We start from the raw sequence: 23,561 nt of genomic DNA, 5'->3' as shown, positions 1-23,561 counted from the left end.
GCCATGAACCAACACGTCTCCCAAACCCGCATCTCTGTGCTTGTCTGGATCCTCCTGGCGGCGCTCGCCTTGGTTTGGGGAACATCGTTCCTCTCCAATCGTGCTGCGCTAGCGGGCGCGGGCGTTTTGACCGTGGTTACCTTCCGCGTGGCCTTGGGGGCCACCGTCCTTTGGGCTTGGGTTTTGTTTCGGCGCCTGCCCGTGCCAACAAGCCCGCGAATCCTGATGCGCTTCCTCATCATGGGGGCGCTGAACAACGCCGTTCCGTTCAGCCTGATCGTCTGGGGTCAAAAGCATATCGACTCGGGGCTGGCCTCGATCCTGAATGCCTCGACAGCGATTTTCGGCGTGCTGATCGCGGCGGCGGTCTTTGCCGACGAGCGGCTGACCAGCGCCAAGGCTCTTGGCGTTCTGATCGGTTTCGCGGGTGTGGTTCTTGCGATCGGGCCGGACGCGCTTGCGGGGTTCGATCTTGCGTCGGCGGGGCAACTGGCGGTGATCGGCGCCTCGATCGCCTATGGGTTCGCGGGCGCCTATGCGCGTCACGCCACGCGCGGACTGGCCCCCGAGGTCGCCGCAGCCGGTATGTTGAGCGGCGCGACCCTCTGGATGCTGCCCGCCATGCTGGCCATCGAGGGCGTGCCGGATTTCAATTGGGCGCCCTCGGTCTGGGTTGGTCTGATCTGGCTCGCCGCCGGGTGCTCGGCCCTAGCCTATATCCTCTACTATCGGATCCTCTCGCTTGCCGGGTCGGGCAACCTGCTCCTGGTCACACTTCTGATCCCGCCGGTCGCCATCGTCGCGGGCGCGCTGGTCTATGGCGAGAGGGTCGGCCTTAACGCCCTGGCCGGGTTTGGCCTGCTGGCAGTGGGGCTTGTGGTGCTCAACCGCGCCAAAACCCCGTGACGGCGGCGGCGGGCCGCGCTAAACCGGGCCAAAGCAAGGGGACCGGGATGATTTATTCCAATCGCGCAGAATGGTTGGCGGCAAGCCAGAAGCGAGTGCTGCTGTTCGGCATGTCGGGTCTGGGCAAGACCTATCTCTCGGCCATGCTGCGCGGCACGGGGTGGTTCCACTACTCGGTCGACTACCGGATCGGCACGCGCTACATGGGCGAATTCATCGCCGACAACTTCAAGCGCGAGGCGATGAAGAACCCCTTTCTGCGCGAACTGCTGCTGACCGACAGCGTCTATATCGCGTCGAACATCACCTTCGACAACCTCGCACCGCTGTCCACCTATCTCGGCAAGCCGGGTTCCGAGGCGAAGGGCGGCCTGCCCTTCGAGGAATACATGCGCCGCCAGAACCAGCACCGCGCCGCCGAGAAGGCCGCGCTGCTCGACACTGTGCATTTCGTCCGCCGCGCGCGCGAAATCTACGGCATCACGAATTTCGTCTGCGACTCCGGTGGCTCGATCTGCGAGGTGGTGGACCCCACCGACCCCGCCGATCCGATCTTGCGCGCCCTGTCGGAAAACCTGCTCATGGTCTGGATCGAGGGCTCGGAGGCCCATACCGACGAACTGGTGCGCCGCTTCGACCGCGCGCCGAAGCCGATGTATTACCAGCCCGAATTCCTCGAACGGAAATGGGTGCAATACCGCGTCGAGCGCGGTCTGAAGGAAGACGAGGTCAACCCCGACGATTTCGTGCGCTGGACCTATCGGCAGGCGCTGCAACACCGCCAGCCCCGCTACGCCGCCATGGCCGAGCATTGGGGCGTCAAGGTCAAGGCCGAAGACGTGGCCCTTGTCCGCGACGAGAAAGACTTTACATCGCTGATCGCGGCGGCACTTCCCGCCTGAGATCGAACACCAACCCAAACTGACCAACCCCGGCCAGCAGGACCCCGGAGAGCCCCATGCCCATCACCCTACCCGAGACGCTTCCCGCCTTCGACATTCTCTCGAAGGAAGGCGTCATGGTGATGTCGCCTGGGCGCGCAGCGATGCAGGACATCCGTCCGATCCGCATCGCGCTGCTGAACCTGATGCCAAAGAAGATCCAGACCGAGAACCAATTCGCTCGGCTGATCGGCGCCACCCCCTTGCAGATCGACTTCCAGCTGATCCGCATGACCGAGCATCAGACCAAGAACACCGCCGCCGAGCATATGGAGGCATTCTATCGCCCCTTCGCTGAGGTCGAGGCCTCGGGCGAGAAGTTCGACGGGCTGATCATCACAGGCGCCCCGATCGAGCACCTGCCCTTTGAGGAAGTGACCTATTGGGAGGAGCTGACGCGGATCTTCGAATGGACGCAGAGCCATGTCTTCTCGACCTTCGGCGTGTGCTGGGGCGGCATGGCCATGGCCTATTACTTCCACGGCGTGCACAAGCACATCCTCGATCACAAGGCCTTCGGCTGCTTCCGGCATCGCAACCTCTCGCCCGCCTCGCCCTATCTGCGCGGGTTCTCGGATGACGTGCTGATCCCGGTCAGCCGCTGGACCGAGATGCATCAGGACGAGATCGACGCCGCGGGCCTGAAGACGCTGATCGCCTCGGATGAGACCGGCCCCTGCCTTGTCGAAGACAGCTGCCACCGTGCGCTCTATATCTTCAACCACCTCGAATATGACTCGGGGACGCTGAAGGAAGAGTATGACCGCGACGTCTCGGCGGGCAAACCAATCAACGTTCCGGCCAATTATTACCCGGACGATGATCCCGCGCGCGTGCCGACGAACCGTTGGCGCAGCCATGCGCATCTGCTCTATGGCAACTGGATCAACGAGATCTATCAGGGCACGCCCTATGACCTCATGCAGATCGGGGCCTGAGGCCGCAGATTTCTGCGATCAGGCCCCGATGAATTGTGGCAAAATTGTGAAATTGGCATATACTGGTCAGACAGACTGCCCAGTAATGCGTTGCCGCTAACCTGGAAGCAGCCGGGTCAAGAAGCCGGGTGCTTGCTGCCCGAAGCCCCTGAACCAGGCTTCGTCACCCGGGACCACTGTGTGACCGGCTTCAGGGGCGGGCTTGACCCCACCACCAGGCCCGCCCTCTATACTTACACTCCGCTGTCGATCGGCTCGAAGGCCGCAGCGCGGGCGCGGCGCCAGCGCTTGAGGTAGCCGAAGCGCTCGTCATCCTCGCGCAGCAGGAAGCCCTCGGGCATGTAGGGATAGACCTCGTCGGCGACGACCATCTCGCCGTCCTTCTCGCGCATCAGGAAGTGGTGCGGCAGGAAGCCACCGGGATGAGAGAGGCCCGCAGCCCCGGTCATCTCGGCCAGCGCCTTCATCGTGTTGCCGTGGAAATTGGCGACGCGCTCGGCCTTGTCGGGCACGACCAGCGCCCTTGCGCGCGTCTTGTCCTGCGTAGCCACACCCACCGGGCAGCGGTTGGTATGGCAAGCCTGCGCCTGGATACAGCCGATGGCGAACATGAACCCGCGCGCCGAGTTCGCCCAGTCGGCGCCAAGCGCCAGCACACGGGCGATGTCGAAGGCCGTAACCAGCTTGCCGCTGGCGCCGATCTTGATGCGCTCGCGCAGCCCCGCGCCGCGCAGCGTGTTATGGGCGAAGGTCAGCCCCTCGACCAATGGCATCCCCATATGGTTGGCGAATTCCAGCGGCGCGGCGCCGGTGCCGCCCTCCTTGCCGTCCACAACGATGAAGTCAGGGGTGATGCCGGTTTCCAGCATCGCCTTGACCATGCACATGAACTCGCGCCGGTGGCCGATGCACAGTTTGAAGCCTACCGGCTTGCCGCCCGAAAGCTCGCGAAGTTGCGCGATGAAATGCATCATCTCAAGCGGGGTCGAGAAGGCCGAGTGCGACGCGGGCGAGATGCAATCCACCCCCATCGGTACGCCGCGGGCCTCGGCGATTTCGGGGCTGATCTTGGCCGCGGGCAGCATCCCGCCATGGCCGGGCTTGGCGCCCTGGCTCAACTTGATCTCGATCATCTTGACCTGCGGATCGGCCGCGGTCTCGGCGAATTTCTCGGGGCTGAAGTTGCCGGAGGCATCACGGCACCCGAAGTAGCCCGAGCCGACCTCGTAGATCAGATCGCCGCCGCCGGCGCGGTGATAGCGCGAAATGCCGCCCTCGCCCGTGTCATGCGCGAACTTGCCCGCCTTGGCACCCCGGTTCAGCGCCTCGATGGCGTTCGAGGACAGCGCACCGAAGCTCATGGCCGAGATATTGTAGATCGACGCCGAATAGGGCTGCTTGCAATCCGGCCCGCCGATGTCGATGCGAAAGTTCGTGTCGGTGATGTGCTTGGGCCGGACCGAGTGGGTCAGCCACTGATAACCGGAATCGTAAACCCGCATCCTGGTGCCGAAGGGGCGCTTGTCCTCGACGTTCTTGGCGCGCTGGTAAACGATGGTGCGCAGCTCGCGCGAGAACGGCTCTTCGTCCTGATCGCTTTCGATCAGGTACTGACGGATCTCGGGGCGAATGCTTTCAAACATATAGCGCATGTGGCCAAGGATCGGGTAGTTGCGCAGAACCGCACGGCGGGTCTGGATCAAGTCGAAAATGCCCACGACACCAAGCGCGCCAAAGATCAGCGCGGGCACCCAGAACCATGCTGACAGGACGAGCCCAACCAGCGAAAGCGCGGCGAGCAGAAAGCTAAGGCCAAGCGGGGTGAAGCGGGAATAGGGAGTAGACATGCCGATACCTTGCCTGCGCCGTCACATGGCGCGACCGCACCGACAGCTTATGTTCCTGTTCTATTCAGGATGACGCGGCAGGCGCTCCCTGTCGAGCCAGCGAAATGCACAAATATCGGGCAAAATCCCTCAAAACGGAGGGGTTTTCAGTGATTATCGCGCGCAGCTGCGGTTGAAACGCAGCGAGGACAACAGCGAGAGGCCGATGAAAGCCGCCCCGATCAGGCCCGTCGCCACCTCGGGAATATGCCACAGAGTCTGCGCAAACATGATCCCGGAAAGGATCAGGATCGACCAGAACGCGCCATGTTCGAGGTAGCGGAACTCGGCCAGCGTGTTCTTCTCGACCAACATGATCGTCATCGAGCGCACATACATCGCGCCGATGCCCAGACCGATGGCGATCAGGAACAGGTTCTGCGTCAAGGCGAAGGCGCCGATCACGCCGTCGAAGCTAAATGAGGCGTCGAGCACCTCAAGATAGAGGAAGGCGCCGATGCCGCCCTTCGCCGCCTCGCTGGCCAGCGACGCACGGTCGAGCACCTGCCCCAGCACCTCGACACCGAGGAAGGTCAGAAGCCCCGCGCAGGCGGCGAACAGGAACTCGCCCTCCGTGCCGGGCGGCAGAACCCAAGTGAACATCATGACCACGGTCAGGACGAGGCCGATCTCAAGCCCGCGGATCGAGGCGCAGGCGCGCAGGCGGCGCTCAAGCGCGGCGATCCAGTCCACCTCCTTTCCCTCGTCGATGAAGTAGTTCAGCGCCACCATCATCAGGAACGCACCACCGAAGGCCGCAATCGAGATATGCGCCGAGCCGATGATGCGAGCGTATTCGGCGGGCTTCGTCGCGGCAAGCTTCACCGCCTCGATAGGACCGATGCCTGCGGCGATCACAACGACCAGAAGCGGGAACAGGATCCGCATCCCGAAGACCGCGATCACGATACCCCAGGTCAGGAACCGGTGCTGCCACTCGTGCGTCATCTGCTTGAGCTTGTTGGCGTTGACGATGGCGTTGTCGAAAGACAGCGAAATCTCAAGCACGGCCAGAACGGCTGCAATCACGAAGAACGCGAAGGTGCCACTCAGCGTGCCGGAATAGGCCCAGCCAAGCCAGAGCGCGAGTGCCAGGCCCAGTGCCGTGAAACCGAACGCCCAGGAAAAGTAATGTAGTGCGATGCGCATGATGTCCCCACTCGCCTTCCGGCTCAGATAGGGGGTTGCAGGGTAGCCTGCAAGGTGGCGCCCCGAGGGAGTTTTTCCCGTGATATCCCGGCAACAGCGCCTAGAGCCCGGCGTGCGCCAGCCAGCCCTCGACCCGTGCGCGGTTAACGCCGAAGTCATTCCCGCCGAATACCAGATGGGCGCGCAGGTGCACCCGGTCTCCGTCGATCCAGACGTTCGAGATGTCCGGAAAGCCCCAGACTGCCGAGCGCGTCACGAAGGTCAAAAGCCCTTCGTCAATGCTCCCTTCCAGCAACTCGGTGCGCGGGGTCCGTTCGGCCGCGCGGACAATGGCCTCCAGCGCCGCGCGTGGTTCGGGCACCTGGCGCACGGCCTCGAAACCGCCGCGCGCGGGCCAGTCGCCAGGCGGGTTGCTGCTGTCCATCCGGTGATAGCGGTCCACCGGCAGCGGCGCGAGCCGCACCCAGACGGCAAACGCGAGAACGGCCAGAACGAGGACCGCCAGAACGAGGCGCAGGATCATGCGCCGCTCCGCCGCGTCCAACCGTAAAGCGCGATCAGCTCCATCGCGACATGGGCCCCCGCGATGGCGGTCGCGCCGGTCGTGTCATAGGGCGGCGAGACCTCGACGATATCGCCCCCGACCAGATTGATCCCGGCAAGCCCGCGCAAGATCGCCGCCGCCTGCCAGCTTGCCAGCCCGCCCCAGACCGGCGTGCCGGTCCCCGGCGCGAAGGCCGGATCGAGGCAGTCGATATCGAAGGTCACATAGGTCGGCCGGTCGCCGACGATCTCCTTGATCCGCGCCACCGTCTCTTCGACGCCTTGCCGATGCACGAAGGGCGCGTCGAGAATATTTACCCCAAGCGTATCCGGATTGTCGGTGCGGATGCCGACCGAGACGGTCGTCGGCGCCTCAACCAGACCCAGCTTGATCGCTTTGTAGAGGAAGGTGCCGTGGTCGATCCGGCTCATGTCGTCATCGGCCCAGGTATCGGAATGGGCGTCGAACTGGATCAGCGCGACGGGGCCGAACCTCTCGGCATAGGCGCGCAGGATCGGCAGGGTGATGAAATGGTCGCCGCCAAGCGTTACCGTCCCCGCGCCTGCCGCCAGGATGCCCGCGATATGCGCCTGAACCCGGTCAGGGAACGAGGCCGTATGCGCGTAATCGAAGGCCACATCGCCGTAATCGACCACACTCATCTCGCTCAGCGGATCGTAGCCCCAGCCGTAGGGGGCGTCGAAGGCTTGCAGGGTCGAGGCCTCACGGATGGCGCGCGGCCCAAAGCGCGTGCCGGGGCGGTGGGTGACGGCCTGATCGAAGGGCACGCCCGTGATCGCCAGATCGACCCCGGTCAGATCCTTGCTGTAGCGGCGGCGCAGGAAACTGGTCGCGCCGGCAAAGGCATTCTCATAGGCCAGCCCGCGCAGATCCTGTCGCGTGAACGCCATGTCGATCTCGTTCTTGGCATCTTCAAGCGCCATCGCGCACCTCCTCGTTTTGCCCTTGCTGACCCGGCGCCCTGCAAAGGTCAACCCTTCCAAGGCGCAAGAACCGCCCATAAACGGGGCAAGAAACCACCAAGAGACGCGTTTAAATTGATGCATTTTCAATACCTGATCTAAGTCAAGTTCTCTTTCCCCAAAACGTCGTAAACAGACGCATCCAGAGGACATTGCGATGCGACTGACCACACGAACCAACCTTGCCATGCGGACCTTGATGTTCTGCGCCGTGAACCCGGATCGCATCGTGCGCAAACACGAAATCGCCGAGGCTTGCAACGCGTCGGAAAACCACTTGGCGCAGGTGGTGAACACTCTTGCTCAGCGCGGGTTCATTGAGACGCAGCGCGGCCGCGCGGGCGGGCTGCGGCTGGCGCGCCCAATGGATCAGATCGGCGTGGGCGAGGTGCTGCGCGCCTTCGAGGCCACCCTGCCCTTCGCCGAATGCTTCGATCTGGAAACCAACACTTGCCCTCTGCATGAGGCCTGCATGTTCCGCGAGGCGCTGCTGGAGGCGCTGGAGGCGTTCTACGCCACGATGGACCGGCGCACGCTTGCCGACCTGATCGAGGACAATGCCGCGCTGGAGCATCTTCTGCGCCTGCCCTCGGCTCAGCCGATCTCGATCTGCGGGACGAACAGGCGCCCGGGCGCCTCCGCAAGTGCCGCGCAGGCGGCGCTCTGACACGCGGATTGCGCATCGCGGCGTAGCAGCGCGGTCACATCCGCGCGAGGGCTTTCCAAACGCGATATCTGTCCTTGCCTAATCGAAAATCCAGTCGTATTTCGCGCCGCACTCCCGTTTTCAAACTGCCTAATAATTGGGCATGACGGGTCACTGAGGCAGATGATGCAACACGCGCAACAGATGGGCTCTGACAACCAGCAGAAGCCCGGAACCAAATCCGCCCCCCAGCAGCAGGGGCAATCCGGCACCACCGCCCAACAGGGTGGCGTGACCTTCAACGACTGGGCCTCGATCTAAGGCACGCTTGCCTGCGGGACGACAACGGGACACAGTAGCTTGTCCCCTGCGTCGGTCCCGCAATGCCCACCCCATTGACAGACATCAACGGTATCGGCCCCGCCACGGCGGAGGGCTTCCAGCGCGCGGGTATCCCCGACGCCGAGACCCTGCGCGAGCTCGGGGCCGATGCCGCCTATCTGGCGTGGATGCGCGCCGGGAACCCGCCCCATTTCATCGGCTATTACGCGCTTGTCATGGCGCTTCAGGGCCGCCCCTGGAACGATTGCCGGGGCGCCGAGAAAGACTCCCTGCGCGAGCGCTTCGATGCACTCAAGGCCGAGGCCCGCCAGCGCACCCCCGCAAATGAAAAGGGCCACCTCCAGCTGGAGGCGGCCCTTGATGAGATCGGTGTGGGGCTTCGGCGTTAGCCGACCAGCTCCAGGCCCGAGAAGAAGAACGCGATTTCGACCGCGGCAGTTTCCGGGGCATCCGAACCGTGGACCGAGTTCTCGCCGACCGAAAGGGCGAATTCCTTGCGGATGGTGCCGTCAGCGGCCTGCGCCGGGTTGGTGGCGCCCATCACTTCGCGGTTCTTCGCGATCGCGCCTTCGCCTTCCAGCACCTGCACGACAACCGGCTCCGACGCCATGAATTCGCACAGCTCGCCATAGAAGGGGCGCTCTTTGTGGACTTCGTAGAACTTGCCGGCCTGCTCGAGGCTCAGCTTGATGCGCTTCTGCGCGACGATGCGCAGGCCCGCTTCTTCGAATTTCGCGTTGATCTTGCCGGTCAGGTTACGGCGGGTCGCATCGGGCTTGATGATGCTGAGGGTACGTTCGATAGCCATGAGGGGAGGCCCTTTCTGATACTCTGCCCGGTTTATTATTCGGGCCGGATTTTGCTTCTGGCGCCTGCTAGCATGGGGTTTGACGCTTGAAAACCCCCCGCCATGCGCAATTTCTACCGCCTTGATATGACTTTTGCGCGAAACTTGACCAAAATGTCGATCAGCGGAAAAACCTGCGGCCCGATGCCGCGTTGCACATACCTGACTTTTTATATCATATTTGCACAAATCCTGAAGGAGCACCCAATGAATATCCGCCTCGCGCTGCCGCTTGCCGCCGCCCTGACCGCCCCCCTGCCGCTGGCCGCGCAAGAGACCGAGGGGCCGCCCGCGATGCCCTTCACCTATGAGATGTTCGAGGCCTCGGTCCCCCATGTCGATATCGCGGTCTGCCCCGTCGATCTTGCCGCCGAGGGGCGCTTTTGCCGCGTGGCGCTTTTCAACGACGCCTTCAACATCTTTATCTTCTCGGAAGAAGGCGAGCAGCCGCTGGTGGGCTTCCACAGCTACGACGCGGAACTGATGACGGGCCTCTTCGACTAACCACCGTTGACGGCGCATTCGGGCTCGGGCATGGCTGGCCCATGCTCAAGATATCCGACATTTCCTATTCGATCGAAGGCCGCCCCCTGTTCGAGGGCGCCTCGGCCACCATTCCCGACGGCCATAAGGTGGGCCTTGTCGGCGCGAACGGCGCAGGCAAGACCACGCTTTTCCGGCTGATCCGGGGCGAGTTGGCACTGGAGGGCGGCGAGATCTCCCTGCCCGCACGCGCCCGCATCGGCGGCGTCGCGCAAGAGGTGCCCTCGTCCAACGTCAGCCTGATCGACACGGTGCTGGCCGCCGATACCGAGCGTGCCGCGCTGATGGCCGAGGCCGAGCACGCGACCGATCCGCACCGCATCGCCGAGATCCAGACGCGACTGGCCGATATCGAAGCCTGGTCGGCCGAGGGTCGCGCCTCGGCGATCCTCAAGGGCCTTGGCTTCGACGCCGAGGCGCAGCGTCGCCCCTGCTCGGACTTTTCGGGCGGCTGGCGGATGCGCGTGGCGCTGGCGGGGGTGCTGTTCTCGCAGCCCGACCTGCTGCTACTGGACGAACCGACGAACTACCTCGACCTCGAAGGCGCGCTGTGGCTTGAGCAATACCTCGCGCGCTATCCGCATACGGTCATCGTGATTTCGCACGACCGCGACCTTCTGAACCGGGCCGTGGGCGCGATCCTGCATCTCGAGAACCGGCGCCTAACGCTTTATCAGGGCAGCTACGACACCTTTGCCCGCACCCGCGCCGAGCAGCGCGCCGTTCTGGTTGCCGAAGCGAAGAAGCAAGAGGCCCGGCGCGCCCATCTGCAAAGCTTTGTCGATCGCTTCAAGGCCAAGGCCAGCAAGGCCGTGCAGGCGCAGGCCCGCGTGAAGATGCTCGAAAAGATGGTGCCGATCACCGCGCCGGAAGAGGCCGCCAAGCAGGTTTTCACCTTCCCTACGCCCGAGCAGCTCTCGCCGCCGATAATCGCGATGGAGGGCGCGGCCGTCGGCTATGGCGGCGCGCCGATCCTGCGCCGCCTGAGCCTGCGTATCGACCAGGATGACCGCATCGCGCTCTTGGGCCGCAATGGTGAGGGCAAATCGACCCTCTCGAAACTGCTGGCGGGCAAGTTGCAGACCGAGGAAGGTGCGATCACCCGCTCCTCCAAGCTGCGGATCGGCTATTTCGCGCAGCATCAGGTGGATGAACTGGACCTGAACGCCACGCCGCTTCTGCACCTTCAACGCCTACGCCCGGAGGAACATCAATCCAAACTGCGCGCGCGACTCGCCGGTTTCGGCCTTGGCGCCGATCAGGCCGAGACGAATGTCGGCAAGCTTTCGGGCGGGCAGAAGGCGCGGTTGTCGCTGCTTCTCGCGACGCTCGATGCGCCGCATCTGCTGATCCTCGACGAACCGACCAACCACCTCGACATCGAAAGCCGCGAGGCGCTGGTCGAGGCGCTGACCGCCTATACCGGCGCCGTGATCCTTGTCAGCCACGACATGCACTTGCTCAGCCTCGTGGCGGACCGGCTGTGGCTGGTCAAGGGTGGTGCGGTGCAGCCCTATGGCGGCGATCTGGAACAATACCGCGCCGAATTGCTGGCGGGCGACCCGGCCGAGAGGCCCGCGCCAAAAGCCAAGGACAAGCCCGCCAAGCCGTCGCGCGATGCGATCCTTGCCCTGCGCTCCGAGGCGCGCAAATGCGAAGAGCGTGTGAACAAGCTGTCGGAAATGCTCGGAAAGCTTGATGAAAAGCTGGCCGATCCGGGGCTTTACGAGGCCGCCCGCGCGTCTGAGCGCGACAAGTGGCTGCTCAAGCACGCCGAGGCACGCGATGCGATGGTCCGCGCCGAGGAGATGTGGATCGAGGCGCTTGAAAAGCTTGAGGCCGCCGAGGCGATCTGAGCGAAACAGGAACGGGGGCGCTGCTCCCGTTTTTTTTATCGCGACAAATTATCCGATAACTCCACTCAGGTATTGACGCCGGCCCACGAACTGGGTTTAAGAGGCGCAATTCTGACTAAAGGAGTCACCCATGAACGCGCGCATCTTCCTCGCCCTCTCGACCGCACTGGTCGCCGCCCCCGCTTTGGCCGATGACGTCAACGTCTATTCGCATCGCCAGCCCGAGCTGGTGCAGCCGCTGTTTGACGCTTTCACCGCCAAGACTGGCATCAACGTGAACGTCGCCTTCGTGGAAAAGGGCATGGTCGAGCGCTTGGTCGCCGAGGGCAGCCGTTCGCCCGCCGATCTGGTGATGACGGTCGATATCGCGCGCCTCCAGCAAGTGGTCGAGGCGGGCGTGACCCAACCGGTCGAGGACCCCGCCCTTGAGGCCGCGATCCCGGCAGGCTTCCGTGACCCGGCGAAGCATTGGTTCGGCCTGACCAGCCGCGCCCGCATCGTTTACGCCAGCCGCGACCGCGTGGCCGAAGGCGAGGTGACCACCTACGAAGACCTCGCCGACCCGAAATGGAAGGGCCGCATCTGCACCCGCCCCTTCACCTCGGATTACAACGTGGCGCTGACGGCGGCCTATCTGGCCCATCACGGCGCCGAGGCCACCACCGCCTGGCTTGAGGGCGTGAAGGCCAACCTCGCCAAGAAGCCTGAGGGCAATGACCGCAGCCAAGTCAAGTCGATCTGGGCGGGCGAATGCGACATCTCGCTTGGCAACACCTATTACATGGGCCAGATGGTTGCCGACCCCGAGCAGAAGGAATGGGCGGACTCGGTTCGCATCGTCTTCCCGACCTTCGAGGGTCAGGGCACGCATATGAACATCTCGGGCGTGGCGATGACCAAGGCCGCGCCGAACCGCGATAATGCGCTGAAACTGATGGAATTCCTGGCCTCGGACGAAGCGCAGGCGATCTACGCCGAGACCAACCACGAATTCCCGGTCAAAGACGGCGTCAAGCGCTCGGCGCTGGTCGAAAGCTGGGGTGGCTTTACCGCCGACCCAATCAACCTTGTCGACGTCTCAAACCTGCGCCCCGAGGCGCTGAAACTGATCGAGGCGGTGAACTTCGACGGCTGATACCTTAAAGGCCCTGGGAAACCGGGGCCTTTTTCGTTGCGTGACGGTCTATGGACTTCGCCCGGCAGCTCGGACACTCTGCCCGAAAGGAGTGCCCTATGCCACGCAAGATCATCATCGACACCGACCCCGGTCAGGACGACGCCGTCGCCATCCTTCTGGCGCTGGCCAGCCCCGAGCTTGAGGTTCTGGGCATCACCTGCGTGGCGGGCAACGTACCGCTGGCGCTGACCACGCGCAACGCGCGGGTCGTGTGCGAACTGGCGCGCAAGACCGAAGTAAAGGTTTTCGCGGGCTGCGATCGCCCGATGCAGCGCGCGCTTGTCACCGCCGAATATGTGCATGGCAAAACCGGGCTCGATGGGATCGCCTTGCCCGACCCGACAATGGCATTGCAAGACACCCATGCGGTCGATTTCATCATCCAAACGCTGCGCGAATTCCCTGAAGGAAGCGTGACGCTGTGCCCATTGGGCCCGCTGACCAATATCGCCACGGCCTTCACTCGCGCGCCCGATATCGTGCCGAAAGTGGCCGAGATCGTGCTGATGGGTGGCGCCTATTTCGAGGTTGGCAACACCACGCCCGCCGCGGAATTCAACATTTACGTCGATCCGCAAGCCGCTGAGATCGTGTTTAAATCCGGCGCACCTCTGGTCGTAATGCCGCTTGATGTCACCCACAAGGCGCTGACCACCCGAGCGCGGATCGAGGCATTTCGCGCCCTTGGCACCCGCGTCGGCAATGCGGTCGCCAGCTGGACTGATTTCTTTGAGCGTTTCGACATGGCGAAATACGGCAGTCAGGGCGCTCCGCTGCATGACCCCTGCGTGATCGCCTACATCCTTCGCCCAGACCTGTTCGAGGGCCGCCACATCAACGTCGAGATCGAAACCCAATCCGAACTGACCATGGGCATGACCGTCGCCGACTGGTGGCGAGTGACAAACCGGCCAGCGAATGTGCTGTTCATGGGCGCGATCGACGCCGAGGGGTTCTATACCCTACTGACCGAGCGCATTGCGCGCCTTTAGTCGGGCTGGCGCTGCCGAAAAGGCGCGCTATATCCGGGCGAAGGAGATGCGATGACCCTGCCCTTTGACAACAGCTACGCCCGCCTGCCCGAGCGGTTTTATGCCCGCCAAGACCCAGTGCCGGTCAAGGCGCCCGGCCTTGTTGCGCTGAACCGCCCGCTGGCGGAGCGGCTTGGGCTTGATGCTGACTGGCTTTCCGGCCCGGAAGGCCTCGCGATGCTTTCCGGGAACGCCATGCCGCCGGGCGCCGAGCCCTTGGCGCAGGCCTATGCCGGGCATCAGTTCGGCGGTTGGGTTCCCACCTTGGGCGACGGCCGAGCGATCTTGCTTGGCGAGGTTGTCGCGCCGGATGGTGCGCGTTTCGACATCCAACTCAAGGGCGCGGGCCGGACGCCCTTCTCGCGGCGGGGCGACGGACGGGCGTGGATTGGCCCGGTCCTGCGCGAATACATCGTCAGCGAGGCATTCGCCGCCCTTGGCATCCCGACGACGCGCGCGCTTGCAGCCATCACCACGGGTGAGGTCGTCGTGCGCGACGCGATGGGCCGGCCCGGAGCGATCCTCTCGCGCGTCGCCTCAAGCCACGTACGGGTGGGCACCTTCCAATATTTCGCGGCGCGCGGCGACGAGGACGCTCTAAAATCTCTTTGCAACTTCATGATTTCGCGCCACTATCCTGATGCCGCCGGCCCGCTGGACTTGCTCAACTCCGTTGTCGCAGCGCAGGCGGATCTGGTGGCGCGCTGGATGTCGGTGGGCTTCATCCATGGCGTGATGAACACCGACAACATGGCGCTGTCCGGTGAGACGATCGACTTCGGCCCCTGCGCCTTCATGGATGCCTATCACCCGCAGACGGTCTTTTCCTCGATCGACCAGTTCGGGCGCTATGCCTATGCCAACCAACCGCAGATTGCCGCCTGGAACCTCGCGCAACTGGCGACCTGCCTGCTTCCCTTGATGGGAGAGCGTGACACGGCCATCGAGACCGCGACCGAGGCCGTGCATGGCTTCGCCCCGCTCTATCAGGACGCCTGGCTGCGCTACATGGGCGCGAAACTCGGCCTTTCGACCGCAGCCGAGGACGACCGCCCCCTCATAGAAGACTTGCTGAGCCGCATGGCGGTCGAACGCGCCGATTTCACCCGCACCTTCCACGGGTTACGCAGCGGCAAGGCGCGCGCCGAGTTCATTGACCCAACCGCCTTCGACACATGGGCGCCGAAATGGCAGGCGCGTCTCGCGCGCGAGGAAAACCCGACCGCCGTCATGGCCGCCGCCAACCCGGTGCGCATCCCGCGCAATCACCGCATCGAAGAGGTCATCGTTGCCGCGACAGACGGCAACTTTACCCCGTTCGAACGGCTAAGCGCCGCGCTGCGCGCGCCCTTCATCGACGACCCTGCCTTCGCCGAGTTCGAACAGGCGCCAGTCCCCGAAGAGCGCGTATTGCGAACCTTCTGCGGCACCTGAGCTTTACCGAGCAATCATTTGATCTGGCTTTTGAACTTCCGATAAAAGCGGCGGTTCTTTGCGACGAAATCCTCAAACAGGTTACGCATCGGCCCCGGCCCGCGTCCGATCAGGTAAAGCCAGCCCGCCAGCGCCCCCAAAGACGCTCCGATCACGTCCACGACCAGATCCCACATCGTATCGACAAGGCCGGATTTCTGCATGTTCGTGCCGAAGGCCTGATCCATCGCGAATTCGAAAATCTCCCACAGGGCGCCGATGGTGACGGCAAAGGAAAAGGCGATCAGCGCCAGCGCCCAATGGGGCGCGGCGTAGCGGTCGCCCTCGAACAGCATGAAGACCATCAGAAACCCCAAAAGCCCGAAGCCAAGCGCCGAGGTGCCGTGCAGTGCCACGTCCCACCACCAGTAGCGGCTGTAGAAATCAAAGGCCTCGCCCAGGAAGATCGTCGCGAAGATGAAAATCGTGATGCCCACCAGCAAGGGCGTCGGCAAGGCGATCCCGAGGCGCGAGGTCAAATACATCGGCACCAGCGTCAGCAGGAAGGTCAGGCAGGCAACGGCGGCTAGCGCCAGTTGCCATTCCCACAGCGCCAGCAGAAACTCGATCGCCAGCATCGCCCAAATCGCCTGGATCAGCCGGGGCTGCGCGCGAAGGCTGGCGTAGTGTTTGCGAAGCCACATCGGTACACGCTACGTTGTCGCAGGGCCAACCCGAAGGGGTGAAACCCGTCAGGAAAACAATCATATCGTCATCATGACCGTTCGTCTTGCCTCATACAATCTGCACAAATGCGTTGGCACCGATGGGCGTCACGATCCGGGGCGGATTCTATCGGTGATCAATGCGATCGGGGCCGACGTGATCGCCCTGCAAGAGGTGGACCGGCGCCTTGGCGCGCGCCCCTCGGCCCTGCCCGCGCGGATGATCGCGGCCGAGACGGATTTCCACGTCGCCGAAGGCCCCAAGACCGGGCCGGACAGTCTTGGCTGGCACGGTCAGGCAGTGCTGGTGCGGCGCGGCGGGCGCGTGCTGGATATCGACGGAATGGCGCTGCCGGGGCTTGAGCCGCGCGGTGCGCTGCGCCTTGTGATCGCGCATGAGGGCGCGGCCCCCTTCACCCTGATCGCCGCCCATCTGGGCCTGCGCCGCGCGGACCGGCGTGCGCAATGGGGACGGATCGCCCAGACCCTGCGCGGCGCGAAAGGCCCTGCGCTTGCCATCGGCGATTTCAACGAGTGGTCCTCCAAGCATGGGTTCGAGGCGCTGACGGGCTATCACGTGCATACGCCAGGCCCAACCTACCCTTCGCGCGCGCCGTTCGGGCGCCTCGACCGGGTGGTGACTTGCCCCAATATCAAGGTCATGCGCATGGGTGTCTTCGACACGGCCCTGGCGCGACGCGCCTCGGATCACCTGCCGATCTGGGCCGACGTGGCGGGCATCCTGCGGTAGCGATTGTGCGCGACACAATTGCGCGCTGGACGGCTGCCTCGGGTTGAGGCAAGGCGGCAGGCAAGCGGTTGGACCGCTTGGTCAGGGATACGGGACATATCATGGAAAACCTGCGCGGCAGCCTTCTGATGGTGGCGGCGATGGCTGGCTTCGCCCTTGAAGACATGTTCGTCAAGGAACTGGCCCAAGGCATGCCGATCGGCATGGTTCTGGCCCTGCTCGGGCTAGGAGGCAGCGTGATTTTCGGCGTTCTCGCCAAGATCCGCGGGGATCGGCTGATCTCGCGCGATCTGCTGGCAGGCCCGGTCCTGCTGCGCAACTTCAGCGAGCTTCTGGGCACGATGTGCTTCGTGTCGGCCATCGCGCTGACGCCGCTGGCGCAGGCCTCGGCCATTCTGCAAGCGACACCACTGGCTGTCACGCTCGGCGCAGCAATGTTTCTGGGCGAGCAGGTCGGCTGGCGCCGCTGGTCGGCGATCCTCGTGGGCTTTGTCGGCGTCATGATCGTGATCCGGCCGGGGACCGAGGGGTTTTCGGCGCTTTCCCTGCTGGCGGTGGCCGCGGTGATCGGCCTTGCCGCGCGCGATGTTGCGACGCGCCGGGTGGCCAAGTCGGTCTCGTCGATGCAGCTCGCGACCTATGGCTTTGCCGCTGTCATCCCCGCAGGCATCGTCATGGCCTGGCTCAGCCCCGCCGAGATCACCCTGCCGACCCCGCGTGACCTCGCCATGATCGGCGGCGGGCTTTTGTTCGGCACGGCCGGTTATTATGCCCTGATCGCGGCCATGCGGATCGGCGAGGTCGCCGTGATCACCCCCTTCCGCTACACCCGCCTGATCTTTGCGCTGATCATCGGCTATACCGTTTTCAACGAACCGGTGGACCGCGCGACGCTGATCGGCGGCGCGGTGATCGTGGGCTCCGGGCTCTATACGCTTTGGCGCCAGGCGCGGCGCGCGCGACGCTGATACGGAAATTTCTTGCAAGTCCGGCGCTAACAATCGTGATAGCGCTAACAAACCTCTTTCCCGCACGCGGCGACCGGGCTATAGAGCGCGCGACAAATCCCTCAGCCGGAGCATCTCCATGAGCACGATCATCGACATCCACGCGCGCGAAATCCTCGACAGCCGCGGCAACCCGACCGTTGAGGTCGACGTGATCCTCGAAGACGGCACGATGGGCCGTGCCGCCGTTCCCTCGGGCGCCTCGACCGGCGCGCATGAGGCGGTGGAGCGCCGCGACGGCGATAAGTCGCGCTACATGGGCAAGGGCGTGCTGGAAGCCGTCATGGCCGTGAACGGCGAGATCGCCGAGAACCTCGTGGGCGAAGACGTGACCGAGCAGGTCGCCATCGACCAGATGATGATCGAACTGGACGGCACCCCGAACAAGAGCCGCTTGGGCGCGAACGCCATCCTCGGCGTGTCGCTGGCCTGCGCGAAAGCCGCAGCCGACTTCTCGGCACAGCCGCTCTATCGCTACGTCGGCGGCACCTCGGCCCGCGTCCTGCCGGTTCCGATGATGAACATCATCAACGGCGGCGAGCATGCCGACAACCCGATCGACATCCAGGAATTCATGATCATGCCGGTTTCGGCAGGCAACATCCGCGACGCGGTGCGCATGGGTTCGGAAGTGTTCCACACGCTCAAGAAAGAGCTGACCGCCGCCGGTCTCTCGACCGGTCTGGGCGACGAGGGCGGCTTTGCGCCGAACCTCAGCTCGACCACTGCGGCGCTCGACCTGATCCTGAAGTCGATCGAAAAGGCGGGCTACAAGCCGGGCGAGGATATCTACCTCGCGCTCGATTGCGCCTCGACCGAATACTACAAGAACGGCAAGTATGAGATGAAGGGCGAAGGCCTGTCGCTGAGCTCGGAAGAGAACGCCGACTACCTCGCCAAGCTCTGCGCCGCCTACCCGATCATCTCGATCGAAGACGGCATGTCGGAAGACGACTGGGCGGGCTGGAAGATCCTGACCGAGAAACTGGGCGACAAGGTGCAGCTGGTCGGTGACGACCTCTTCGTGACCAACCCTGCGCGTCTGGCCGATGGCATCAAGCAGGGCGTCGCCAACTCGATGCTGGTCAAGGTCAACCAGATCGGCACCCTGACCGAGACGCTGAAGGCCGTCGAGATGGCCCACCGCGCGCGCTACACCAACGTCATGTCGCACCGTTCGGGCGAGACCGAGGACAGCACCATCGCCGACCTCGCCGTGGCCACGAACTGCGGCCAGATCAAGACCGGCTCGCTGGCGCGCTCGGACCGTCTGGCCAAGTACAACCAGCTGATCCGCATCGAGGAAATGCTGGGCGAAACCGCCGAATACGCGGGCCGCTCGATCCTCAAGTAAGGACCGGCTTACAACCTTTGAGAGGCCCTCGCCCCGGCGGGGGCCTTTTGCTTTGCGCTTTTCCACCCCGCGCGAACCTGCCATGCTGCCCGAAAACGAAGGAGAGAGCAGCGCCATGGGTTTTCCGAAGGACGTCAAGCCGGCCGAAAAGGCCGTCGCGATCTTTGTCGCGCTTTACAGCATCGGCTTCTCGGCCTGGTTTTTGATGATCGGCAATGCCGAGTTCATCGTCTACATCATCACCATGGCGATCCTGATCGGCCTGATCGGCTCCAGCCTGCGCAAGGCTGAATACCCGCCCGCGATTCTTTGGGCGCTGGCAATCTGGGGCCTGCTGCATATGGCGGGGGGCGGCGTGCCCGTGGGCGACAAAGTGCTTTACGGCGTGCAACTGGTCCCGATCCTCTCGGATGGTCAGGGCGAGATGACGATCCTGAAATACGACCAAGTCGTGCATGCCTTCGGCTTCGGCGTGACCGCGTGGCTGCTGTGGCACCTTGTCGTGCGGCACTTCCCCGATGTGCGCGGCACCTGGACGGCCTACACCTACCCCGCGCTGGCCGCGATGGGCCTTGGCGCAGTGAACGAGATCATCGAGTTCACCGCCGTCGTGATCGTCAAGGACACGGGCGTCGGCGGCTATTTCAACACCGCGCTCGATCTGGTGTTCAACGCGCTTGGAGCGATCATCGCCATGACCATCGTCGCCTCGCAGGAACGCCGCCGCGGATGACGTGATCGCGACAGGCCCGTCTGCTCACCAGAAGTCGCGCTTGAACCAGGATTGCATCTGCTCAAGCCAACTGGCAGGCGGCAGGCCAAGCACTGCCACGAGGATAACGAAGAGCGTCAACCCCACGGCCAGCGCCAGTTCGCGCTGGTGGCAAAGCGCCTTGGTCGCGCCGGACCAAAGCAGATTGGTGATCACCGACCAGTGCAGCCAAATGTGCCAAACCGCTGCCCCGATGAAGAGAAAACCACCCGCGAGGTGCACCAACTCCCATTGAGGTCGGCCCAAGCCAAGCATCGTCCACTCAATCTGCCCGGCGATACGGCCCGAGGGGGCAATCATCACCACCACCCCCGAGACCAGCATCAGCAGGAAGTTGAGACCGACCAGAAACACAGCCGCCGCCCGCGCCGAAAAGCGCGGCTTGGCCACAGAATGAGATGCAGAATCGAACATGGCCACCTCCTTGTGCGACACGGGCCAAGGATGCCCCCAATTCGCCTGGACCGCCATGACCGGCGTCAAATCGGCCCCGACAGACGATGCATCGACCAATAGGCCAGACGAAACGCTATCGGCCCCGCGCCGAGCGAGAGGACGAAAGCCACGGGCCACGCGGTAAAGAAATGATGCAGCCAAAGCAGCGGCCATCCGGCGGGCATCCCCTGCGCGAAGACCGAAAAGATGAAGGTCATCAGGAAGGCCATCATGCAGGAAATGAAAAGCTGCGCGAGCAGGATTGTGCGCTTCTCGCGCTTGGGGTCAGGTTTGTTCATCGACATTCGATCTCTGGAGGGCAATGCCCGGTTAGAACGGATGCCGTGGGTTCGAAAATCGACTAGCTCTCGCACACGGGGCGCGATGACCGGGGTAACCTGACCGGTCGCACGTTTTTCGGCCCCTTGGATCTATTCAAACCTGCCGTTCACGTCAAATGTGATTGCCGCAGCACTTCCGTTCGCCACCACGCAGGATACTGTGCGCGCATTCACAAGGGTGTTTCCCGGATGCGCAAGCTGCGTGGCGTGGGTTTTACTGTCGTTCTGGCGATCCTGATGCTGATCTGGCTGGCGAATATGAGCGCCCGGATCTCGAACGATCGCACGCTCAATCGCGTACCCGAATGGGCCGAGATCGTCTCGGCAGATCTGTTCTGGGGCCGAAGGCAGGCGGGCTATCAGGTGCGCGGGCGCCTATTGAATGGCGAGGAGGGCACGTTTGACCCGCCTCCCGGTGGGGCCGATCTGCAAATCGGCAGCTGGCGCTGCACACAGGTGATCCACGAGTGGTTCGGACCGCGCGTCGCGCTGCACCCCCTTCCGGCATCGCGATGCCCTGCCCCGGCGCCCGCACTCAGTCAGGGTAGCTGATACGCCCGCCGCCGATCAGCCCGGCGACACCCGTGGTCGTTGGCCCCGAGGTCGGCAATCCCCGCGCGACGCGCACGGCAAGATAGGCGAAGGCCTGCGCCTCAAGCATGTCACCATCAAGGCCGATATCCTCTATCGGCGCGACCGGGCAGTTGAGGCGGCGCGTCAGGGCGACCATGAGCGCCTCGTTCAGGCGCCCGCCGCCGGTAACGTAGAGCGCACGCGGTGGATCGGGGAAATGTTCGAACCCGCGCGCAACGGCGGCGGCGGCGCAAGCGGTCAGTGTAGCCGCTGCATCTGCGTCCTCCAGATCGCGAACCGCTTCGAGCAGATCGTGGAAATCGTTGCGATCCAGCGATTTTGGCGGAATGCGATGGAAGAAGCGATGCGAAAGGAAGTCCTCGACGACCTGCTCATCCACCCTGCCCGAGGCCGCCAGCGCGCCGCCCTCGTCGCAGTCCACACCGCGGCGCGCGCGCATCAGATCGTTGATCGGCGCGTTCGCGGGGCCGGTGTCGAAGGCGAGAACCGCGCCCTCGGCCTCGGGGCCCGACTGGCGCGGATCGAGCCAGGTCACGTTGCCTACGCCGCCAAGGTTGAGGAAGGCGACCGGCGCGCTCAGCCCCGCCCATTTCGCGCAGGCGAAATGAAAGAAAGGCGCAAGCGGCGCGCCCTGCCCGCCCATCTCGACATCTGTCGAACGAAAATCCCAAACGACGGGACGCCCCAGAACCTCGGCCAGAACCTCACCCGAACCCGCCTGATGCGTCCGCCGGGGCCCCGCGCGCCCGTCGGGATCATGCGCCAGCGTCTGCCCGTGAAAGCCCACAAGCGCGACATCGAGCAAGGACGAGAGCAACTCGGCATGGGCGGTTTCGACCACTTCGGCGGCCTCTTCCACGCCGGGATCGCCGGGCCAGCAGCCAAGGGCCGCGCGCAGAGCGCTGCGTTCTTCCTTGGAATAAGAGCGGTAATCAGTGCGGCCGAAATCGAGAATCCGCTCACCATCGGTCAGCACCAGCGCCGCGTCCACGCCGTCAAGCGAGGTGCCCGACATCGCCCCAACCGCCCAGACCGGACCCGGCTTCAACATGGCTTCCCCTTCGGCTGCCCACCCGATATACGCATGGCGCTAGCAAAGGAACAAGTGTGATGACCTACCATCCCAAATCGGATTTTCTGCGCATCATCATCGAGCGCGGATTCCTTGCGGATTGCACCGATCTGCAAGAGCTGGACGAAGCTCTCATCAAGGGGATGGTCACCTGCTATATCGGCTATGATGCGACGGCGGCCTCGCTGCATGTCGGGCATCTGCTGAACATCATGCTGCTGCGCTGGTTCCAGAAGACCGGCCACAAGCCGATCACGCTGATGGGCGGCGGCACGACCAAGGTCGGCGACCCCTCGTTCCGCAGCGAGGAACGTCCCCTGCTCACCCCCGAGGCGATCGACGCCAATATCGACGGGATGCAGAAGGTCTTCGCGCGCTACCTCGATTACAGCGACGAAGGCAACGGCGCGATGATGCGCAACAATGCCGAGTGGCTGGACAATCTGAACTACCTCGAGTTCCTGCGCGACATCGGGCGGCATTTCTCGGTCAACCGGATGCTGTCCTTCGAAAGCGTGAAATCGCGCCTCGACCGCGAGCAGTCACTGAGCTTCCTTGAGTTCAACTACATGATCCTCCAGGCTTATGACTTCCTGGAGCTGAACCGCCGCTATGGCTGCCTGCTGCAAATGGGCGGATCGGACCAGTGGGGCAACATCATCAACGGCATCGACCTGACGCGCCGGGTGCTTGACCGCGAGATCTTCGGCCTGACGACGCCGCTGCTGACCACCTCGGACGGGCGCAAGATGGGCAAGAGCCAGGGCGGCGCGATCTGGCTGAACGGTGAGATGCTCAGCCCCTACGAGTTCTGGCAATTCTGGCGCAACACGACCGACGCGGACGTGGGCCGGTTCCTCAAGCTCTACACCGATCTGCCGGTGGAAGAGTGCGTCCGCCTTGGCTCGCTCGAAGGCTCCGAGATCAACCAGGCGAAGATCATCCTGGCCAATGAGGTTACCAAGCTGCTGCATGGCGAAGAGGCTGCCGTGGCGGCCGAGGCCACCGCGCGCGAGGTCTTTGAAAAGGGCGGCGTGGGCGATGACCTGCCGACCCTGCACCTGAGCGCCGAAGACGTGGTGGACGGTATCAGCCTCGCGCAGCTTGTGGTGCGCTCGGGCCTGGCCAAGACCGGCAAGGACGGCAAGCGCCTGATCGCCGAGGGCGGCCTGCGCGTGAACGACGACATCTGCGCCGATGCGGGCCGGATGTTCCATGCGGGCGATCTGGCCGAGCCGGTGAAGCTCAGCGCGGGCAAGAAGCGCCACGCGCTGGTGCAGCTGAGCTAAGACACAAAGAAAAAAACAA

Annotated in this window: 26 protein-coding genes; 17 read left to right on the top strand and 9 right to left on the bottom strand. The window is 63.9% G+C overall.

Going from position 1 to position 23,561, the window contains the following annotated elements; all coding sequences use genetic code 11:
- Positions 1-3 precede the first annotated feature (3 nt).
- Genes LZA78_RS01325 through LZA78_RS01315 form a run of 3 tightly spaced genes read left to right on the top strand, consistent with a single transcriptional unit; the run spans position 4 to position 2,785 of the window.
- A complete protein-coding gene (locus tag LZA78_RS01325; RefSeq protein ID WP_233675153.1) occupies positions 4-906 on the top strand; it encodes a DMT family transporter in 903 nt (300 codons plus the stop codon).
- 47 nt (positions 907-953) lie between these two features.
- On the top strand, positions 954-1,808 hold the full coding sequence (locus LZA78_RS01320) for an ATPase (protein WP_233675152.1): 855 nt from the start codon (positions 954-956) through the stop codon (positions 1,806-1,808).
- Positions 1,809-1,864: 56 nt separating this feature from the next.
- Positions 1,865-2,785 carry a homoserine O-succinyltransferase gene (locus LZA78_RS01315; RefSeq protein WP_233675151.1) on the top strand — a complete coding sequence of 307 codons (921 nt, stop codon included), beginning with the start codon at positions 1,865-1,867 and terminating at the stop codon, positions 2,783-2,785.
- 233 nt (positions 2,786-3,018) lie between these two features.
- Here LZA78_RS01315 and LZA78_RS01310 read toward each other — a convergent pair whose 3' ends face one another.
- The 4 genes from LZA78_RS01310 to speB form a co-directional block, all read right to left on the bottom strand.
- A complete protein-coding gene (locus tag LZA78_RS01310) occupies positions 3,019-4,632 on the bottom strand; it encodes an FMN-binding glutamate synthase family protein (RefSeq protein WP_233675150.1) in 1,614 nt (537 codons plus the stop codon).
- A gap of 153 nt (positions 4,633-4,785) precedes the next feature.
- On the bottom strand, positions 4,786-5,820 hold the full coding sequence (locus LZA78_RS01305) for a DUF475 domain-containing protein (RefSeq protein WP_233675149.1): 1,035 nt from the start codon (positions 5,818-5,820) through the stop codon (positions 4,786-4,788).
- Positions 5,821-5,920: 100 nt separating this feature from the next.
- The gene (locus LZA78_RS01300) at positions 5,921-6,343 is read right to left on the bottom strand and encodes a DUF1499 domain-containing protein (RefSeq protein ID WP_233675148.1); all 423 of its coding nucleotides are present in this window, start codon (positions 6,341-6,343) and stop codon (positions 5,921-5,923) included.
- Positions 6,340-7,308: an agmatinase gene (gene speB / locus LZA78_RS01295; RefSeq protein ID WP_233675147.1), complete on the bottom strand. Its 969-nt coding sequence runs from the start codon at positions 7,306-7,308 to the stop codon at positions 6,340-6,342. Before speB ends, LZA78_RS01300 begins: the two co-directional genes overlap by 4 nt.
- 196 nt (positions 7,309-7,504) lie before the next feature.
- On the opposite strand from speB, the gene LZA78_RS01290 reads away from it, so the two are divergent.
- From LZA78_RS01290 to LZA78_RS01285, 3 genes are all read left to right on the top strand, one after another.
- Entirely contained in the window at positions 7,505-8,014 is a 510-nt protein-coding gene (locus tag LZA78_RS01290) for an RrF2 family transcriptional regulator (protein ID WP_233675146.1), read from the top strand.
- Positions 8,015-8,179: 165 nt separating this feature from the next.
- Positions 8,180-8,314 carry a hypothetical protein gene (locus tag LZA78_RS17760; RefSeq protein WP_255697076.1) on the top strand — a complete coding sequence of 45 codons (135 nt, stop codon included), beginning with the start codon at positions 8,180-8,182 and terminating at the stop codon, positions 8,312-8,314.
- Positions 8,315-8,376: 62 nt separating this feature from the next.
- Positions 8,377-8,724 carry a TfoX/Sxy family DNA transformation protein gene (locus LZA78_RS01285; protein ID WP_233675145.1) on the top strand — a complete coding sequence of 116 codons (348 nt, stop codon included), beginning with the start codon at positions 8,377-8,379 and terminating at the stop codon, positions 8,722-8,724.
- On the opposite strand, the gene ndk is transcribed toward LZA78_RS01285, so the two are convergent.
- Positions 8,721-9,143: a nucleoside-diphosphate kinase gene (ndk, locus tag LZA78_RS01280; RefSeq protein WP_218629153.1), complete on the bottom strand. Its 423-nt coding sequence runs from the start codon at positions 9,141-9,143 to the stop codon at positions 8,721-8,723. The two genes, LZA78_RS01285 and ndk, sit on opposite strands and share 4 nt — an antisense overlap.
- Positions 9,144-9,389: 246 nt before the next feature.
- Between ndk and LZA78_RS01275 the strand changes: the two genes are divergently transcribed.
- From LZA78_RS01275 to LZA78_RS01255, 5 genes are all read left to right on the top strand, one after another.
- Positions 9,390-9,686: a hypothetical protein gene (locus LZA78_RS01275; RefSeq protein ID WP_233675144.1), complete on the top strand. Its 297-nt coding sequence runs from the start codon at positions 9,390-9,392 to the stop codon at positions 9,684-9,686.
- Positions 9,687-9,727: 41 nt separating this feature from the next.
- Positions 9,728-11,581: an ABC-F family ATP-binding cassette domain-containing protein gene (locus LZA78_RS01270; RefSeq protein WP_233675143.1), complete on the top strand. Its 1,854-nt coding sequence runs from the start codon at positions 9,728-9,730 to the stop codon at positions 11,579-11,581.
- Between the two features lie 130 nt (positions 11,582-11,711).
- A complete protein-coding gene (locus tag LZA78_RS01265) occupies positions 11,712-12,716 on the top strand; it encodes a Fe(3+) ABC transporter substrate-binding protein (RefSeq protein WP_233675142.1) in 1,005 nt (334 codons plus the stop codon).
- Between the two features lie 98 nt (positions 12,717-12,814).
- Positions 12,815-13,750 (top strand): nucleoside hydrolase, encoded by a 936-nt coding sequence (locus LZA78_RS01260; RefSeq protein WP_233675141.1) that lies wholly within the window; start codon positions 12,815-12,817, stop codon positions 13,748-13,750.
- Between the two features lie 51 nt (positions 13,751-13,801).
- Entirely contained in the window at positions 13,802-15,223 is a 1,422-nt protein-coding gene (locus tag LZA78_RS01255; RefSeq protein WP_233675140.1) for a protein adenylyltransferase SelO, read from the top strand.
- Positions 15,224-15,237: 14 nt separating this feature from the next.
- On the opposite strand, the gene LZA78_RS01250 is transcribed toward LZA78_RS01255, so the two are convergent.
- Positions 15,238-15,906 (bottom strand): DUF2238 domain-containing protein, encoded by a 669-nt coding sequence (locus tag LZA78_RS01250; protein WP_233675139.1) that lies wholly within the window; start codon positions 15,904-15,906, stop codon positions 15,238-15,240.
- A gap of 73 nt (positions 15,907-15,979) precedes the next feature.
- On the opposite strand from LZA78_RS01250, the gene LZA78_RS01245 reads away from it, so the two are divergent.
- The 4 genes from LZA78_RS01245 to LZA78_RS01230 all read left to right on the top strand — a co-directional run bounded on the left by LZA78_RS01245 (position 15,980) and on the right by LZA78_RS01230 (position 19,772).
- Positions 15,980-16,678: an endonuclease/exonuclease/phosphatase family protein gene (locus tag LZA78_RS01245; RefSeq protein ID WP_233675138.1), complete on the top strand. Its 699-nt coding sequence runs from the start codon at positions 15,980-15,982 to the stop codon at positions 16,676-16,678.
- Positions 16,679-16,779: 101 nt separating this feature from the next.
- Positions 16,780-17,646 carry a DMT family transporter gene (locus LZA78_RS01240; RefSeq protein WP_233675137.1) on the top strand — a complete coding sequence of 289 codons (867 nt, stop codon included), beginning with the start codon at positions 16,780-16,782 and terminating at the stop codon, positions 17,644-17,646.
- A gap of 118 nt (positions 17,647-17,764) precedes the next feature.
- A complete protein-coding gene (gene eno / locus LZA78_RS01235) occupies positions 17,765-19,039 on the top strand; it encodes a phosphopyruvate hydratase (RefSeq protein ID WP_233675136.1) in 1,275 nt (424 codons plus the stop codon).
- Positions 19,040-19,154: 115 nt separating this feature from the next.
- On the top strand, positions 19,155-19,772 hold the full coding sequence (locus tag LZA78_RS01230; RefSeq protein ID WP_233675135.1) for a DUF2238 domain-containing protein: 618 nt from the start codon (positions 19,155-19,157) through the stop codon (positions 19,770-19,772).
- A gap of 24 nt (positions 19,773-19,796) precedes the next feature.
- On the opposite strand, the gene LZA78_RS01225 is transcribed toward LZA78_RS01230, so the two are convergent.
- Together LZA78_RS01225 and LZA78_RS01220 are read right to left on the bottom strand one after the other, a co-directional pair.
- Positions 19,797-20,225, bottom strand: coding sequence for a DUF4405 domain-containing protein (locus LZA78_RS01225; protein WP_233675134.1), 429 nt, complete (start codon positions 20,223-20,225; stop codon positions 19,797-19,799).
- Between the two features lie 65 nt (positions 20,226-20,290).
- Positions 20,291-20,551: a DUF2798 domain-containing protein gene (locus LZA78_RS01220; protein WP_233675133.1), complete on the bottom strand. Its 261-nt coding sequence runs from the start codon at positions 20,549-20,551 to the stop codon at positions 20,291-20,293.
- A 225-nt stretch (positions 20,552-20,776) separates the two neighbouring features.
- On the opposite strand from LZA78_RS01220, the gene LZA78_RS01215 reads away from it, so the two are divergent.
- Positions 20,777-21,139 (top strand): hypothetical protein, encoded by a 363-nt coding sequence (locus tag LZA78_RS01215; protein ID WP_233675132.1) that lies wholly within the window; start codon positions 20,777-20,779, stop codon positions 21,137-21,139.
- On the opposite strand, the gene LZA78_RS01210 is transcribed toward LZA78_RS01215, so the two are convergent.
- On the bottom strand, positions 21,123-22,232 hold the full coding sequence (locus tag LZA78_RS01210; RefSeq protein WP_233675131.1) for an anhydro-N-acetylmuramic acid kinase: 1,110 nt from the start codon (positions 22,230-22,232) through the stop codon (positions 21,123-21,125). The genes LZA78_RS01215 and LZA78_RS01210 overlap by 17 nt on opposite strands.
- Before the next feature lie 59 nt (positions 22,233-22,291).
- On the opposite strand from LZA78_RS01210, the gene tyrS reads away from it, so the two are divergent.
- Positions 22,292-23,542 carry a tyrosine--tRNA ligase gene (tyrS, locus tag LZA78_RS01205; protein WP_233675130.1) on the top strand — a complete coding sequence of 417 codons (1,251 nt, stop codon included), beginning with the start codon at positions 22,292-22,294 and terminating at the stop codon, positions 23,540-23,542.
- The last annotated feature ends 19 nt before the right edge of the window (positions 23,543-23,561 follow it).

The organism is Rhodobacter flavimaris (assembly GCF_021378075.1).
Classification (GTDB): Bacteria; Pseudomonadota; Alphaproteobacteria; order Rhodobacterales; family Rhodobacteraceae; genus Rhodobacter; species Rhodobacter flavimaris.
Note: the sequence above shows the minus strand (reverse complement) of the source record. Positions and strands in the feature narration are given on the sequence as shown.

What these genes read in the sequence shown, in the direction of transcription:
- LZA78_RS01300 (WP_233675148.1), bottom strand. Translation starts at nt 6,343, where the DNA reads ATGATCCTGCGCCTCGTTCTGGCGGTCCTCGTTCTGGCCGTTCTCGCG.
- LZA78_RS01230 (WP_233675135.1), top strand. Translation starts at nt 19,155, where the DNA reads ATGGGTTTTCCGAAGGACGTCAAGCCGGCCGAAAAGGCCGTCGCGATC.
- LZA78_RS01325 (WP_233675153.1), top strand. Translation starts at nt 4, where the DNA reads ATGAACCAACACGTCTCCCAAACCCGCATCTCTGTGCTTGTCTGGATC.
- LZA78_RS01290 (WP_233675146.1), top strand. Translation starts at nt 7,505, where the DNA reads ATGCGACTGACCACACGAACCAACCTTGCCATGCGGACCTTGATGTTC.
- LZA78_RS17760 (WP_255697076.1), top strand. Translation starts at nt 8,180, where the DNA reads ATGCAACACGCGCAACAGATGGGCTCTGACAACCAGCAGAAGCCCGGA.
- LZA78_RS01225 (WP_233675134.1), bottom strand. Translation starts at nt 20,225, where the DNA reads ATGTTCGATTCTGCATCTCATTCTGTGGCCAAGCCGCGCTTTTCGGCG.
- LZA78_RS01310 (WP_233675150.1), bottom strand. Translation starts at nt 4,632, where the DNA reads ATGTCTACTCCCTATTCCCGCTTCACCCCGCTTGGCCTTAGCTTTCTG.
- LZA78_RS01250 (WP_233675139.1), bottom strand. Translation starts at nt 15,906, where the DNA reads ATGTGGCTTCGCAAACACTACGCCAGCCTTCGCGCGCAGCCCCGGCTG.
- ndk (WP_218629153.1), bottom strand. Translation starts at nt 9,143, where the DNA reads ATGGCTATCGAACGTACCCTCAGCATCATCAAGCCCGATGCGACCCGC.
- LZA78_RS01210 (WP_233675131.1), bottom strand. Translation starts at nt 22,232, where the DNA reads ATGTTGAAGCCGGGTCCGGTCTGGGCGGTTGGGGCGATGTCGGGCACC.
- LZA78_RS01270 (WP_233675143.1), top strand. Translation starts at nt 9,728, where the DNA reads ATGCTCAAGATATCCGACATTTCCTATTCGATCGAAGGCCGCCCCCTG.
- LZA78_RS01315 (WP_233675151.1), top strand. Translation starts at nt 1,865, where the DNA reads ATGCCCATCACCCTACCCGAGACGCTTCCCGCCTTCGACATTCTCTCG.
- LZA78_RS01240 (WP_233675137.1), top strand. Translation starts at nt 16,780, where the DNA reads ATGGAAAACCTGCGCGGCAGCCTTCTGATGGTGGCGGCGATGGCTGGC.
- LZA78_RS01285 (WP_233675145.1), top strand. Translation starts at nt 8,377, where the DNA reads ATGCCCACCCCATTGACAGACATCAACGGTATCGGCCCCGCCACGGCG.
- tyrS (WP_233675130.1), top strand. Translation starts at nt 22,292, where the DNA reads ATGACCTACCATCCCAAATCGGATTTTCTGCGCATCATCATCGAGCGC.
- LZA78_RS01220 (WP_233675133.1), bottom strand. Translation starts at nt 20,551, where the DNA reads ATGTCGATGAACAAACCTGACCCCAAGCGCGAGAAGCGCACAATCCTG.
- LZA78_RS01260 (WP_233675141.1), top strand. Translation starts at nt 12,815, where the DNA reads ATGCCACGCAAGATCATCATCGACACCGACCCCGGTCAGGACGACGCC.
- speB (WP_233675147.1), bottom strand. Translation starts at nt 7,308, where the DNA reads ATGGCGCTTGAAGATGCCAAGAACGAGATCGACATGGCGTTCACGCGA.
- LZA78_RS01320 (WP_233675152.1), top strand. Translation starts at nt 954, where the DNA reads ATGATTTATTCCAATCGCGCAGAATGGTTGGCGGCAAGCCAGAAGCGA.
- LZA78_RS01245 (WP_233675138.1), top strand. Translation starts at nt 15,980, where the DNA reads ATGACCGTTCGTCTTGCCTCATACAATCTGCACAAATGCGTTGGCACC.
- LZA78_RS01275 (WP_233675144.1), top strand. Translation starts at nt 9,390, where the DNA reads ATGAATATCCGCCTCGCGCTGCCGCTTGCCGCCGCCCTGACCGCCCCC.
- LZA78_RS01215 (WP_233675132.1), top strand. Translation starts at nt 20,777, where the DNA reads ATGCGCAAGCTGCGTGGCGTGGGTTTTACTGTCGTTCTGGCGATCCTG.
- LZA78_RS01265 (WP_233675142.1), top strand. Translation starts at nt 11,712, where the DNA reads ATGAACGCGCGCATCTTCCTCGCCCTCTCGACCGCACTGGTCGCCGCC.
- eno (WP_233675136.1), top strand. Translation starts at nt 17,765, where the DNA reads ATGAGCACGATCATCGACATCCACGCGCGCGAAATCCTCGACAGCCGC.
- LZA78_RS01255 (WP_233675140.1), top strand. Translation starts at nt 13,802, where the DNA reads ATGACCCTGCCCTTTGACAACAGCTACGCCCGCCTGCCCGAGCGGTTT.
- LZA78_RS01305 (WP_233675149.1), bottom strand. Translation starts at nt 5,820, where the DNA reads ATGCGCATCGCACTACATTACTTTTCCTGGGCGTTCGGTTTCACGGCA.